At 62.7% G+C, this 12,366-nt stretch carries 14 protein-coding genes; 7 read left to right on the top strand and 7 right to left on the bottom strand.

Annotated elements, in window-relative coordinates; translation table 11 throughout:
- Positions 1–8: 8 nt before the first annotated feature.
- Positions 9–950 (top strand): LysR family transcriptional regulator, encoded by a 942-nt coding sequence (locus H559_RS19130; RefSeq protein WP_051278976.1) that lies wholly within the window; start codon positions 9–11, stop codon positions 948–950.
- A 30-nt stretch (positions 951–980) separates the two neighbouring features.
- Here H559_RS19130 and ald read toward each other — a convergent pair whose 3' ends face one another.
- Positions 981–2,093, bottom strand: a complete 1,113-nt coding sequence (ald, locus tag H559_RS0105765) for an alanine dehydrogenase (RefSeq protein WP_028451918.1) — start codon at positions 2,091–2,093, stop codon at positions 981–983.
- A 248-nt stretch (positions 2,094–2,341) separates the two neighbouring features.
- On the opposite strand from ald, the gene H559_RS0105760 reads away from it, so the two are divergent.
- A complete protein-coding gene (locus H559_RS0105760) occupies positions 2,342–3,535 on the top strand; it encodes an MFS transporter (RefSeq protein WP_034639955.1) in 1,194 nt (397 codons plus the stop codon).
- A gap of 7 nt (positions 3,536–3,542) precedes the next feature.
- Here the strand turns inward: H559_RS0105760 and H559_RS22585 are convergent, their stop codons facing one another.
- The gene (locus tag H559_RS22585) at positions 3,543–3,794 is read right to left on the bottom strand and encodes a hypothetical protein (RefSeq protein WP_155845311.1); all 252 of its coding nucleotides are present in this window, start codon (positions 3,792–3,794) and stop codon (positions 3,543–3,545) included.
- A gap of 51 nt (positions 3,795–3,845) precedes the next feature.
- Between H559_RS22585 and H559_RS0105750 the strand changes: the two genes are divergently transcribed.
- Positions 3,846–4,919 (top strand): alkene reductase, encoded by a 1,074-nt coding sequence (locus tag H559_RS0105750; protein ID WP_028451916.1) that lies wholly within the window; start codon positions 3,846–3,848, stop codon positions 4,917–4,919.
- Positions 4,920–4,994: 75 nt separating this feature from the next.
- Here the strand turns inward: H559_RS0105750 and H559_RS0105745 are convergent, their stop codons facing one another.
- Both H559_RS0105745 and H559_RS0105740 read right to left on the bottom strand, forming a co-directional pair.
- Positions 4,995–5,267, bottom strand: coding sequence for a barstar family protein (locus tag H559_RS0105745; protein WP_028451915.1), 273 nt, complete (start codon positions 5,265–5,267; stop codon positions 4,995–4,997).
- Entirely contained in the window at positions 5,258–5,695 is a 438-nt protein-coding gene (locus H559_RS0105740) for a ribonuclease domain-containing protein (protein WP_028451914.1), read from the bottom strand. Before H559_RS0105740 ends, H559_RS0105745 begins: the two co-directional genes overlap by 10 nt.
- 174 nt (positions 5,696–5,869) lie before the next feature.
- Here H559_RS0105740 and H559_RS21505 point away from each other — a divergent pair, with 174 nt between their 5' ends.
- On the top strand, positions 5,870–6,502 hold the full coding sequence (locus tag H559_RS21505; protein ID WP_051278975.1) for a YbaY family lipoprotein: 633 nt from the start codon (positions 5,870–5,872) through the stop codon (positions 6,500–6,502).
- A 256-nt stretch (positions 6,503–6,758) separates the two neighbouring features.
- Positions 6,759–8,552, top strand: coding sequence for a DUF6056 family protein (locus H559_RS0105730; protein ID WP_028451913.1), 1,794 nt, complete (start codon positions 6,759–6,761; stop codon positions 8,550–8,552).
- A gap of 86 nt (positions 8,553–8,638) precedes the next feature.
- Here the strand turns inward: H559_RS0105730 and H559_RS19120 are convergent, their stop codons facing one another.
- The gene (locus H559_RS19120) at positions 8,639–9,463 is read right to left on the bottom strand and encodes a substrate-binding periplasmic protein (protein WP_051278974.1); all 825 of its coding nucleotides are present in this window, start codon (positions 9,461–9,463) and stop codon (positions 8,639–8,641) included.
- A gap of 219 nt (positions 9,464–9,682) precedes the next feature.
- Between H559_RS19120 and trhP the strand changes: the two genes are divergently transcribed.
- Both trhP and def read left to right on the top strand, forming a co-directional pair.
- Positions 9,683–11,041: a prephenate-dependent tRNA uridine(34) hydroxylase TrhP gene (trhP, locus tag H559_RS0105720; RefSeq protein WP_028451912.1), complete on the top strand. Its 1,359-nt coding sequence runs from the start codon at positions 9,683–9,685 to the stop codon at positions 11,039–11,041.
- Position 11,042: 1 nt separating this feature from the next.
- Positions 11,043–11,564, top strand: a complete 522-nt coding sequence (gene def / locus H559_RS0105715) for a peptide deformylase (RefSeq protein WP_028451911.1) — start codon at positions 11,043–11,045, stop codon at positions 11,562–11,564.
- Here def and H559_RS0105710 read toward each other — a convergent pair.
- Both H559_RS0105710 and cspE read right to left on the bottom strand, forming a co-directional pair.
- Positions 11,561–11,740 (bottom strand): hypothetical protein, encoded by a 180-nt coding sequence (locus H559_RS0105710; protein WP_028451910.1) that lies wholly within the window; start codon positions 11,738–11,740, stop codon positions 11,561–11,563. The genes def and H559_RS0105710 overlap by 4 nt on opposite strands.
- A 145-nt stretch (positions 11,741–11,885) precedes the next feature.
- Positions 11,886–12,089, bottom strand: a complete 204-nt coding sequence (gene cspE, locus H559_RS0105705) for a transcription antiterminator/RNA stability regulator CspE (RefSeq protein WP_028451909.1) — start codon at positions 12,087–12,089, stop codon at positions 11,886–11,888.
- Positions 12,090–12,366 lie beyond the last annotated feature (277 nt).

Here is a 12,366-nt window from a genome sequence, read left to right as displayed (position 1 = left end):
AGTTGGCCATGAAAGGTTTTCGCGAACTGGAACTCTTTGTGCGTGCCGCCGAAGCAGGCAGTCTGTCGATGGCGGCGCGGCTATTGGATCTGTCGCCGGCGGTGGCCAGTGCCATGCTCAAGCGGCTGGAAGCCGATCTCGGGGTGATGCTGTTTGTGCGCTCCACGCGCAGCCTGCGCCTCACGCAGGCTGGCGAGGCCTATCTGCAGCATGCACGGCAGGCGCTGCAGGAGCTGGCGGCCGGCTGGGATGCCATCCAGCAGGGCAGCCAGGCGCCGCGTGGCGTACTGCAGTTGTCACTGCCCTCCGATCTGGGGCGCAATCTGGTACTGCCCTGGCTGGATGAATTTCTGATGGCTTATCCCCAGCTGGAGCTGCGGCTGGATCTGAGCGACCAGCTGGCGGATGTGTACCGGCAGCGTGTCGATCTGGCGCTGCGCTACGGTATTCCCGACGATTCCGCGCTGGTGGCCTTGCCGGTCGCGCCGGAAAACCGCCGCATCCTGTGTGCCGCACCGTCCTATCTGCATCGACACGGCATGCCGGCAACGCTGGACGAGTTCGCCCATCATCGCTGCCTGTGTTTCATGCTCGACGGTTTTGTCTACAACCGCTGGCGGTTGCTTGGTGCAGGGCGCGAGCAGGTGATCGAAGTGCCGCCGATCCGCGTCTCATCTGATGGCGATGTGGTGCGGCGCTGGGCAGTGGCCGGGCAGGGGATTGCCTACAAGTCAGCGCTGGATATCAGCGAGGACCTGCTGGCGGGCCGTCTGGTCGCGCTATTGCCGCAGTATCAGGGCGAACCAGCTCCGCTGAATCTGGTCTGTCCCGGACGGCGGCAGATACTGCCGCACATCCAGGCATTGCATGCGCTGCTGCAGCAACGCAGCCGTGACCGTCTGGAGCAGCTGCAGCGCCTGCAAGTGCCCAGCCGGGCGGCCTTGCCATAGGCGCAAGCCCGGCCTGCAGGAGCAAATGGCTCAAACTGCTGCTGCTGCCTCGTGGTATGGCAGGCCATGCGCCTCGGCCACGGCCTTGCAGGTGAGCTTGCCTGCCGCCACGTTCAATCCGGCCAGAAAACCCGCATCGGCCCGCAGTGCGGCGCGCCAGCCCTGATCGGCAAGTTTCACGATATAGGGTAGCGTGGCGTTGTTGAGCGCGAAGGTGGATGTGCGCGCCACGGCGCCGGGCATGTTGGCGACGCAGTAATGCACGATGCCGTCGACCACGAAGACCGGGTTCTCATGTGTGGTCGGCCGCGAGGTTTCCGCGCAGCCGCCCTGGTCGATGGCGACATCGACAATCACCGATCCGGGCCGCATTCTGGCGAGATGGCCGCGGCGGATCAGTTTCGGCGCGGCGGCGCCTGGCAGCAGCACGGCGCCAACGATGAGGTCGGCGTCGAATAGCTGCTGTTCGGTGGCTTCCACGGTGGCGTAGATCAGTTTCACCGCACCGCCGAATTCGCAGTCAAGCCGGCGCAGCGTGTCGATATTGCGGTCGAGTACCGTCACGTCGGCGCGCAGCCCCAGCGCCATGCGTGCGGCGCTGGCTCCCACCACGCCGCCGCCGAGAATCACCACCCTGGCCGGTGCCACGCCGGGCACACCGCCGAGCAGGATGCCGGCGCCGCCCTGCGATTTTTCCAGTGCGCGCGCGCCAGCCTGGATGGCCATGCGCCCGGCGACCTCGGACATTGGTGCGAGCAGCGGCAGTGTGCCGGCGCGATCCGTCACCGTTTCATAGGCGATGGCAATTGCGCCGCTGGCGAGCAGCTCCTCCGTCTGCGGGCGATCAGGGGCAAGGTGGAGGTAGGTGAACAGCAGTTGCCCCGGTCGCAACTGGGCGCGCTCGCTGGCCTGCGGCTCCTTGACTTTCACGATCAGCTCGGCAGCGGCAAATACCTCGGCGGCGCTCGCGGCAATCTCCGCGCCGGCCGCGCGATAGACGTCGTCACCAAAACCGATGCCGGCACCTGCACCCGTTTCCACCAGCACGCGGTGGCCGCGCGAGGTCAGCTCGCGCACGCTCGCCGGCACCATGCCGACGCGGTATTCGTGAATCTTGATTTCCTTCGGGACGCCGATCTGCATGCTGCACCTCGCTGTGTGGTCGACCGGACCGAAATGGTGCCGGCGGGTGGATGACTCCTTTATAGCCTGTCGCGTGCTTGCTGGTTTGATCTGCAGGTATGGCTGTGTAGCCCTTTCAGCATAATGGCTATACGGCTATACCTATGTTCTTATGTGTCGAGTCTGTACAAATCAGGACATTGAGAACGGTTCTCGCCTATGGGGCAAGCGCGTAAACTTGCGGTTTGATCCTGCCGGTGCACATCCCCATGACCGAACGCCGCGAAATGCTGCTGTTGCTTGCCCTGATGCTGGTGATGTTCACCACCATCGTCGATTTCATGATCATGATGCCACTAGCAAGTTACCTGATGGCCGATCTGCGCATCAGCGCCAGCCAGTTCGGCCTGCTGGTGTCGTCCTATTCGCTGGCGGCTGGCGTGTCGGCCTTGCTGGCTTCCTCACAGGCCGACCGCTTCGATCGCCGCCATGCGCTGCTGTTCTGTTACGCGGGTCTGACCATTGCGACGCTGCTGTGCGCGCTGGCCGGCAGCTTTGCCAGCCTGCTGGCTGCGCGAGTCGTTGCCGGCGTGTTCGGCGGCGTGCTCGGTTCGATCTCGCTGGCGATTGTCGGTGATGTGATTCCGCTGGAGCGTCGCGGCCGGGCGATGAGCTGGGTGATGCTGGGTTTTTCGCTGTCGGCGGTGGCTGGCGTGCCGCTTGGCCTGTGGCTGGCCGCGCACCATGGCTGGCGTCTGCCGTTTCATGTGCTGGCTGCTGCCTGTGCGGTATTGTGGCTGGTGATGACCCGAGCCGTGCCACCGGTGCGCGCTCACCTGGCCATGGCGCACGCGCAGGCCGGCTGGCTGCAGAATTACCGCGAATTGCTCACGGAGCGCAATCACTGGTGGGCGGTGGGGCTGACGGCGCTGCTGATGGTCTCCGGCTTCTCGGTCATCCCCTTCATCGCGCCGACGATGGTGGCCAATGTGGGCCTCGCCCCCGAGCAACTGATGTACATCTATCTGGCCGGCGGTGCGGCGACCATCTTCAGCCGCCCCTTGATCGGCCGGCTCACTGACCGCTATACCCCGCGCCGCGTGGTGGGCTGGCTGATCGTTTGCAGCTTTGTTCCCATCGTGCTGGTCACGCAGACGCTGCAGGTGGGGCTGGTCGGCCAGCTGGCGATCTCGGTACTGTTCTTTGTGTTTGTCAGCGGGCGCTTCATTCCGGCTACAACGCAGATTACTGCCGCCACGCTGCCGGCCATGCGCGGGCGCCTGATGGCCTTCAATTCCGCCGTGCAGAACTTTGCTTCCGGCATTGCCTCGCTGCTGGCCGGGCTGGTGCTCACGCAGGATGCCCATGGCGCCTGGCACCATTACGGCTGGATTGGCCTTGCCAGCTGTCTGGCCGGGCTGCTGGCGATCCGCGTGGCCGGAAAGATCAGAACGGTATCGTGAATTCTGATTATGCCTCTCTTTCAGAAGCCTTTTCGTCATGCCCGCGCAGGCGGGCATCCAGAGCAAAGCCTGGCTTCACGCCGCTATCTGGATTCCCGCTTTCGCGGGAATGACGCTTCTGAAGCAGAGACATAATCAGGTCGTGATTTGGGGTATGGCCGGTTAGCCATTCATGTGAAAGGGCTTGCGGCATAAGGGTCTGTGAGTATTGGTCTGGCGGCCCTTCATTTGCAGCCACGGCGGCAAGCGGCACTTGCATTGGGCGACAGCGGCACCAGATACAGCCTGACCAACCCCGAGGATGATGCCCATGCTGTTCGAACCGTTTGATAATGGCCGCCTGCACCTGCAGAACCGTGTGGTGATGGCACCGCTGACCCGCTGCCGGGCCGTCGAGGCCAACACGCCCAATGCGCTGATGGCCGAGTATTACGGCCAGCGCGCCGGTGCCGGCCTGTTGATCACCGAGGGCACATCGCCTTCCCCCGATGGCCTGGGCTACGCGCGGATTCCGGGTCTGTTCAATGCGGCCCAGCGCGATGGCTGGCGGCAGGTAACCACTGCCGCGCATGCCGGTGGCGCGAAGATTTTCATCCAGCTCATGCACTGCGGCCGCGTCAGCGCGGCGGCCAATTTGCCGGCCGGTGCCCGTGTGGTCGGCCCGGTGGCCGAAGTGTGCCCCGGCGAAATGTATACCGATACCGCCGGCATGCAGCCGCACGCTGTCCCGCACGCATTGACCGAAGATGAAATTCCGGCGCTGGTGGCCGAATACGTCAAGGCCGCGCAATTGGCCATCGAGGCCGGCTTTGACGGCATCGAGCTGCACGCGGCCAACGGCTATCTGCTCGAGCAGTTCCTGAATGCCAATGTGAACACTCGCACGGATGGTTACGGTGGCTCGGCGGCGGCACGCAACCGGCTGGTGCTCGAAGTCGCCCGTGCCTGCGTTGCTGCCATCGGCGCTGATCGTGTCGGCATCCGCGTGTCGCCCTACGGCGTTTTCAACAGCACCGGCGCGTTCGAAGGTGTGGAAGAACAGTACATCGCGCTGGCGCGTGAACTCGCAGAAATCGGCCTCGTGTATCTGCATCTGGTTGACCACTCTGCCATGGGCGCGCCGGAAGTGCCGGCCAGCTTCAAGGCCGCGCTGCGTTCGGCATTCTCTGGCGCATTCATCGCCTCGGGCGGCTTTGCCGCTGCCAGCGCCGAAGCCGCGCTGCAGGAGGGGCGTGCCGATCTGGTGGCTTTTGGGCGCCCCTTCATCAGCAACCCCGATCTGGTGGCGCGTATGAAAGGCGATCTGCCGCTGGCCGAGCCGGATGCCAATACCTTCTACACACCGGGTGCAGCCGGTTATACGGATTATCCAGTAGCGACTTGATCGTCTGGTACATGCATGACAAAAGCCCGGCTCAGCCGGGCTTTTCTTCATTGCGGGCGGGCTTTCACGGGCGGTTCAGCCCAGCCGGTAGCGGAAATCCTCGCGCTCAAGCTGCACATCGTGCAGCAGCAACCTGAGCTGCTCGCAGCAGTCGGGCTCGCTGAGCTGATCGCTTGTGTAGGTCTGCCAGTCGATCTGCAGCGGGCCGGGCAGATCCGTGCCGAGTACGTCGAAGAGCGCGTCCAGATTGGCGGCGAAGTAATCCGGTGTGGCAATCTGGGCGGATAGCTGGCGGCAGGCATCGCCCACGCGGCGGATGTCGGTCCAGACGATGCGGGTCAGCGGCATGGCGGCACCTCATGGAAAGTCTCGTAGTGGTCAATGGTGATGTAGTTGCGGGCCGGAGTGAACACCAGGCGTTTGGCGTTGCGCTTGCCGCCGCGGTAGTCCAGATCGGCCTCGCGGTAGCGCCCGGCCGGCAGGCGGCCTTCACGATTGCCGAACGCATCGCCGCCGATGCTTTTCCCCGGCAGGACCTGCCACAGCGATTGCCCCGGCCGCCAGCCAGCGGCCTGCGCTTCGCGCTTGCTGACATAGCGATCCGGCAGTTTGCCACTGGCAGCCAGTGAAGCCAGTGTTTCGGCGAGTTCAGTGGCGTCCAGCCGGTAATCCCGACTGAGCTGTGCCGCCACATCGCGGCAACTGGCGGCGTGGCTTGCGCTGGCACTGATGGCAAGGAAAAGGCCGGCAAGGGCGGTATGAAATGCACTTGTCATGGCAGGAGCCTGTCGTGAAGGTGATCGAGTGTAAGCGCTGGTGCGGGTGCCCGCAATCGTGTGCCGGGCAGGTCGTTTTGTGATTTCTTTACCCCGGCTTTGCCGGGCCGTTCACAGACGCTTCAGCCCTGTGCAGGCATAATCCGCCCATTACTACGCAAGGAGTTCCCCCCGATGAAGAACCTGTCCCTGATCTGTGTCTCCCTCTTCGCTGCTGCCGGCAGTGTGGCCGCGCATGCAGCCGACGTGTACCGCTATCAGTGTGATGACCAGCAGGTGAGAACGGTGACGATGGCCGGCGAGGGCAGCATCTGGCTCGCGGAAGGGCATAGCAAGCAGTTCATGCAACAGGCCGTCAGTGCCTCGGGTGTCCGCTACACTGCCGGCAAGACCGAATGGTGGGAGCATGGCGGCGAAGCCACGCTGACCGTCGGCAAGGCTGCTCCCGTCAAGTGCGTGCCGCAGGAGCAGGTTGCGACCGATGGCAAGGTGGCGGCCAGAATCAGCTGGCTGCAGCGCCGCCTGTTCCCCGGTGCGACGCTGGAGGTGAAGCTGCTGGATGTGTCGCGCGCCGACGCGCCGGCAGTCACGATCAGCGAAAAAACCATGGTGCTTGCCGAAGGTGCTCCGCTGACGGTCGAGCTGCCCTTTGCCCGCAAGCAGATCGACCCGCGCATGACTTATTCTGTTCAGGCGCGGCTGACGCAGGACGGCAAGCTGCTGATGCTCAATACCACCCGTACTACGGTGTTGACGCACGGCGCCGGCGAGACCGCCGATGTGCTGCTGGTGCCCGTGCAGCGTTGAACTGCAGTGTTGTAAAAGCAGGTAAAGCACACCCGGCCTTGGTCGGGTTTTTTTATGGGTATTATCCTGTGGCCTTTTATTCAAAAGGGCTGTGATTTCATACATGGCAATGTATTTCTGTGGCGGCTGCGCTGTGACCTGCTTTCCAGCCGGTCAGCTTGTCCCGGTGGCCGGGCTGCGGCGAAAATGGCCTCCTTGCCGTCCGGAGCCAATGACCACCGAGAGTCTGCGCCCGGCCGGTTCCGGGAGGATGGAAATGACTGATTGCCTGAGCGGCCGCCGCGCGGCCTGGCCCTTTGCGGCTTTTTTTCTGCTGGTGTTCGTGCTTTTGCTGGTGCTCAACTGCTGGACGCCCACCTGGGGGGACGACTGGCACCGCACCGTGCCGCTGGCTGAACTGGGCCAGATGTTCGGCCGCATCCGCGATGAATACCTGACCTGGACCGGCCGCGCGTCAATCCTGGCAACCACCTTTGCCTTTCTGGCTATCTGGCCCGGCAGCCTGCTGCTGTTCAATGTCGTCAATGCGCTTGTGTTCTGCCTGTTGCTGGCGGCGCTGTTTCGCGTCGCGGTCGGGCGCTGGCCGGGGGCGGCGCGTACCGATCTGATGACCCTGCTGCTGGCGTGGATCGGTGTGTGGTTCTTTACGCAGTCTTTCGGCGAGGCCGTGCTGTGGAAAACCGGGGCGATTGCCTACCTGTGGGTGATGGTTGCGGCACTGCTGTTCATGTCGCCGTATCTGGACGTGCTGCTTGACAAGCGGGCGCAGGCCGATTCGCGCTCGCGTCTGTGGCTGTGGCCGCTGGGTGCATTCTGGCTGGGCATGGCGCTGGAAAATGTCAGCGTGGTGTTGCTGCTGCTGGTGGCAATCCTGCTGGTGCTTGCCCGGCGCCTGTTGCCGGCCCGCTTGCCACGCTGGTATGCCGTCAATGCCGCAGCACTGCTGGCCGGGGCAGCGGTGCTGTTTCTGGCGCCCGGCAACGCCGTGCGCTTTGCCATGCAGGACGATCATGTGCCGATGGCGCACCGGCTGGGCGAGCTGCTGGCGCTGATCTGGCAACATGTCACGCAGATTGCGCCGATCGGCCTGGTACTGGCTCTGCTGCTGGTGCTGACAGCAATCCGCAGCGGCCAGTTTGGGGGCAATGAGGGCGGGCACAATGAAAACGGCAGCGATGGCAATGCCCTGAAGCGCTGCTGGGTGCTGCTGGTGCTCGGCACGCTGCTGGCGCTGGCAATGGTCGGCTCCACCGGCATCAACTTTGCCGCGCGCACGGCCTTTCCGGCCGAAGTGCTGTGGATTGCCGCCGCGCTGGCACTCGCGCATCCGCTCTGGGCTGCGGGCTGGCGCGGCTATTGGCATGCTCCACTGCTCGCCGTCCTGCTGCCGGTGCTCGGCGCCGATGTGCTGACCACGCTCGAGCAGGGCTGGGCCACCCGGCAGCAGACCGCGCGGCGCGAAGCACTGATGGCGCAGTACCAGCAGCTGGGTCTGCGGCGCATCCTGCTGCCATCGATGCAGATTCCCTACCTGCCGCAGATCGTCGACGATTACACGCAGGGCCGCTACTTCCTGCGCGACATTCATGGCGACATGCCGGGCAATGGCTGGCGTAACGGCACCTATGGCGAGGATCACGGCTTTGAATTTGCCACGCGCCTGCCGCAGCCCCATGTGCTGCTGCTGCCGGAAGTCGGGCGCGAAAAGGTGCTGGCCAGCGGCGAGATGTTCGTTGCACTGCTGCGCGACGAGCCGCGGGGCTGGCGAATGCGTCCCGCGCTCTACCTGCTGATGCCGCGTGCGCAATGCCCTAGCCGGCTGGAAGTACGCTGGCTGGTGGCAGACAAGGATGAGCTGCCCCTGCTCGCACGCCGGCAGGGCTATGCCGGCGAGACATTGTCCTTCAGCGATAACGTTGCAGTACTGAACGCGCAGGGGCAGGTCACAGCCGATCAGTGCGCCTGGCGGATACCGGTGCCGGAGTATGCGGTGCGGGCCGAGTTGCGCAACGAGGCGGGGGCGCTGCTGCCGCTGGACTTGCGGCGCTAGGAATGGCGGTCAGGCGTGATTGGGGGCTGAGCGGATTTGCTCGGCCCCCGGCTTGCCGTCTTATTGATGTATGTGCATGTGGCCCTTTAGGGTGAAGGGTTTGGGGTCGATACCTTTAATGGTATCGACGCTGTTTGCATGCCGTAGCGCGCCCGGATTGCGGCGAGCTTTCCGTTTTTCTCAAGCCGGCCGATGGCGGCATTGAGCTGTCTGATATCGCCCTCGGTGGCATTCTTGCGGCTGAGCATCAGGTGGACGCTGTCATTGACCGGCAGGTAGGGCAGAAACTGCAGTTTGATGCCGAGCCGGCGTGCTTCCCAGTCCAGCGAACCCACATCGCCGAGAATCAGCAGGCCGCGACCGGCCTGCAGCATTTTCATACCCTGCGGTAATTCCTCGAAATGCGACAGCAGATGGGCGGCCTTTATCGTAGCCAGATGGTCGGCGTAGTCCTGCCCGTACCAGCCGCTGCTTGGACTGAGCAGGGTGATTTTTCTCGCCTGCAGGTCGGCAAAGGAATGGATCCCGGCAAGCTGCGCCGCGTTCTGTTGCAGCGCGGCGAGGCCGGTGCTCTCGTGGCGGTATGGCAGGGTGAACCAGCTATGCTGCCTGCGCTCGGGCGTGTCGGATGCGGCCAGCAGCAGTGCCAGCTCGCCCTCCTGGTGCATGAGCATGCGGCGCTTGCGCGGTACTTCGGCTTCGATGCGCAGCGTGCAGCCGGCTTCGGCAAAAATGGCCTGCACCAGTTCGATATCCAGCCCGGCCGGCTTGCCCCGAGCGTCGGTATACACATAGGGTGGCCAGTTTTCCATTGCCATGTTGAAAGGCTTGCTGCAGGCCGCATGGCCCGCAGGCAGTGGGCCAATGGCGAGCAGGCAGGCAATCGCTGCTGCGAGGAAGGAGTGGCGCATGGGGTGTGGATACAAGGGCGGAATCTGCAGACCAGTATATGAATGCGCGCATGATCTGTAAGGCACTTTTTGCAGATCGGCTGTTGCGGCGGTTCTTGTGATGGGCAAAGCCCTGTTTTTCATGGGGTTTTGACGTTTTTCCCGGTTTCCATGCCGTGGCAATCGCGCTACAATCGCGCCCCTTGAACGATTCCTCTGCTGCGAGCCGTCCCGATGACCCTGAAAGCCCCCGAATTGCTGTTGCCCGCTGGTGACCTTGAGCGCATGCGCGCCGCCTATGATTACGGCGCCGATGCCGTGTACGCCGGCCAGCCGCGCTATTCCCTGCGTGCGCGCAACAACGATTTCAAGCTGGAAAACCTGAAAACCGGCATCGAGGAAGCCCACGCACGTGGCAAGAAGCTGTTTGTCGCCAGCAACATCCTGCCGCACAACGCCAAGATCAAGACCTATCTGGCCGACATGGAGCCGGTGATCGCGATGAAGCCGGACGCGCTGATCATGGCCGACCCGGGGCTGATCATGATGGTGCGCGAAAAGTGGCCCGAGCAGGTGATTCATCTTTCCGTGCAGGCCAATACCGTGAACTACGCCGGTGTGAAGTTCTGGAAGTCGATGGGCGTCGAGCGCGTGATCCTGTCGCGCGAGCTGAGCCTCGATGAAGTCGAGGAAATCCGCCAGCAATGCCCGGATACCGAGCTGGAAGTGTTCGTGCATGGCGCGCTGTGCATTGCCTATTCCGGCCGCTGCCTGCTGTCGGGCTATTTCAACCACCGCGATCCGAACCAGGGCACCTGTACCAACGCCTGTCGCTGGGACTACAAGACCATCGACACGCAGGAAGACGATGCCGGCGACGTGAAGCCGCAGGTGATCCAGTTCGACTTCAACAAGGCGATGAGCGAGGCCAACCAGAGCTTTGCCGCCTGTGGCGGTGCCGAGCGTCATCCGCTGGCCGACAAGACCTATCTGATCGAAGAAGCCAACCGCCCCGGCGAGCTGATGCCGATCATGGAAGACGAGCACGGCACCTACATCATGAATTCCAAGGATCTGCGCGCGATCGAGCACATCGAGCGTCTGGTCAAGATCGGCGTCGATTCGCTGAAGATCGAGGGCCGCACCAAGAGCCTGTATTACGTGGCGCGAACCGCGCAGACTTACCGCCAGGCGATTGACGACGCCGTCGCTGGTCGCCCGTTCAACCCGGCGCTGCTGGCTGATCTGGACGGCCTGGCCAACCGTGGCTATACCGATGGCTTCTACGAGCGCCATCACACGCACGAATACCAGAACTACCTCGACGGGCATTCCAAGTCCAAGCGCAGCCAGTATGTCGGCGAGATCGGCGAGGTGCGCGACGGTTGGGCGCAGGTGAATGTGAAGAACCGCTTCGAAGTTGGTGACGAACTGGAGATCATTCATCCGAGTGGCAACATCGTCATCAAGCTCGACGCCATTCGTGGCAAGGGTGGGGCAATGGTCGACGCGGCGGCAGGCAATGGTGTGGAAGCGGCGATTCCGCTCGATGCGAAATATGCCAACGCGCTGATCGCGCGCATCCTGCCGGAAGCCTGAGATGGCAGTGCGACCGGTGCTGAAAATGGGCGAGCCGCTGCTGTTGCGCCGCGCCGAGCCGGTCGCCGAGTTCGATACGCCAGAGCTGCATGCGCTGGTGGCCGATCTGTTCGACACCATGGCAGCCACCGGCGGCGTCGGCATTGCCGCACCGCAGATTGGCGTATCACTGCAGGTGGTGATTTTCGGCTTCGAGAAAAGCGAGCGTTACCCGGATGCCGAGTCGGTACCGCAGACGGTGCTGATCAATCCGGAAATCGAATTGCTCGGGCAGGAGCAGGAAGAGGGCTGGGAGGGGTGTCTATCTGTACCCGGCTTGCGGGGCAGCGTGCCACGCCATACCCTGATCCGGTATCGTGGCTTTGATCAGTTCGGCCAGCGTATCGACCGTAGCGCCAGCGGCTTTCATGCTCGCGTGGTGCAGCATGAATGCGATCATCTTTGGGGTGTACTGTACCCGCAGCGCATTCGCGACATGACGAAGTTTGGTTTTACCGAGGTACTGTTTCCGGGGCTGGCTTAATCGGCCGCCTGGCGAAAGCCACAGTCCTCGCAATGCGTTGTACTGACGGGGTGGCAGGACTGATTGTCCTGTTCGGTTGCGGCAGCCTTGTTACTGCTGTGTTCAGCCCAGCGGCTTGCGGCGATGAAGAGTGCGATGGCGCCGGTGATTTCCAGAAGCAGGATCAGGGTGCTCATGCCGGAGTTTCCGTGAAGTGATGAATCAGCTTCGGAAATGCTGGTGCGCCTGTCAAGGCAGGAAAGTATCGGATTGAATCTGCTGGGTGAATGAACGCAAAAAAGCCCGGCGAACCGGGCTTTTTTCACAACGTCAAACCGCTGATTAGGCCGGCTTGATGTTGGAGGCTTGCTTGCCCTTTTGACCTTGAGTCACGTCGAAGGTGACGCGTTGGCCTTCAGCCAGGGTCTTGAAACCGTTGGACTGAATTTGGGAGAAGTGAGCGAACAGGTCGTCGCCGCCTTCGTCCGGAGTGATGAAGCCGAAGCCCTTGGAGTCATTGAACCACTTAACGGTACCGGTAGCCATGGAGTAAATCCCTTGGAATAAATATTAAAAAATGTCTCGTGCGCAATAGCGCTACCGAGTGCAGACAATCAAGGGAAATGGCAATCCGAGGAACTACTGAGGTTACGACGATATGCTGCAAATCACCGCCTGAGCATCTAGCGAGAGCCTTTTTACGCGAATCTGCGGCAGTACACAAGCGATTTCGTATGCCTTTCGCGAGGTTCTGTGCGGAATTAACCACAAAAACCAGTGCAATATGATGGGTATCCCCATGAAACATAATGGATTTAATGGT

The sequence above is a fragment of the Chitinilyticum aquatile DSM 21506 genome, assembly GCF_000430805.1.
In the GTDB taxonomy this organism is placed as follows: domain Bacteria; phylum Pseudomonadota; class Gammaproteobacteria; order Burkholderiales; family Chitinibacteraceae; genus Chitinilyticum; species Chitinilyticum aquatile.
This window is presented reverse-complemented; position numbering and strand designations above follow the sequence as displayed.

What these genes read in the sequence shown, in the direction of transcription:
- H559_RS19130 (WP_051278976.1), top strand. Translation starts at nt 9, where the DNA reads ATGAAAGGTTTTCGCGAACTGGAACTCTTTGTGCGTGCCGCCGAAGCA.
- ald (WP_028451918.1), bottom strand. Translation starts at nt 2,093, where the DNA reads ATGCAGATCGGCGTCCCGAAGGAAATCAAGATTCACGAATACCGCGTC.
- H559_RS0105760 (WP_034639955.1), top strand. Translation starts at nt 2,342, where the DNA reads ATGACCGAACGCCGCGAAATGCTGCTGTTGCTTGCCCTGATGCTGGTG.
- H559_RS22585 (WP_155845311.1), bottom strand. Translation starts at nt 3,794, where the DNA reads ATGCAAGTGCCGCTTGCCGCCGTGGCTGCAAATGAAGGGCCGCCAGAC.
- H559_RS0105750 (WP_028451916.1), top strand. Translation starts at nt 3,846, where the DNA reads ATGCTGTTCGAACCGTTTGATAATGGCCGCCTGCACCTGCAGAACCGT.
- H559_RS0105745 (WP_028451915.1), bottom strand. Translation starts at nt 5,267, where the DNA reads ATGCCGCTGACCCGCATCGTCTGGACCGACATCCGCCGCGTGGGCGAT.
- H559_RS0105740 (WP_028451914.1), bottom strand. Translation starts at nt 5,695, where the DNA reads ATGACAAGTGCATTTCATACCGCCCTTGCCGGCCTTTTCCTTGCCATC.
- H559_RS21505 (WP_051278975.1), top strand. Translation starts at nt 5,870, where the DNA reads ATGAAGAACCTGTCCCTGATCTGTGTCTCCCTCTTCGCTGCTGCCGGC.
- H559_RS0105730 (WP_028451913.1), top strand. Translation starts at nt 6,759, where the DNA reads ATGACTGATTGCCTGAGCGGCCGCCGCGCGGCCTGGCCCTTTGCGGCT.
- H559_RS19120 (WP_051278974.1), bottom strand. Translation starts at nt 9,463, where the DNA reads ATGCGCCACTCCTTCCTCGCAGCAGCGATTGCCTGCCTGCTCGCCATT.
- def (WP_028451911.1), top strand. Translation starts at nt 11,043, where the DNA reads ATGGCAGTGCGACCGGTGCTGAAAATGGGCGAGCCGCTGCTGTTGCGC.
- H559_RS0105710 (WP_028451910.1), bottom strand. Translation starts at nt 11,740, where the DNA reads ATGAGCACCCTGATCCTGCTTCTGGAAATCACCGGCGCCATCGCACTC.
- cspE (WP_028451909.1), bottom strand. Translation starts at nt 12,089, where the DNA reads ATGGCTACCGGTACCGTTAAGTGGTTCAATGACTCCAAGGGCTTCGGC.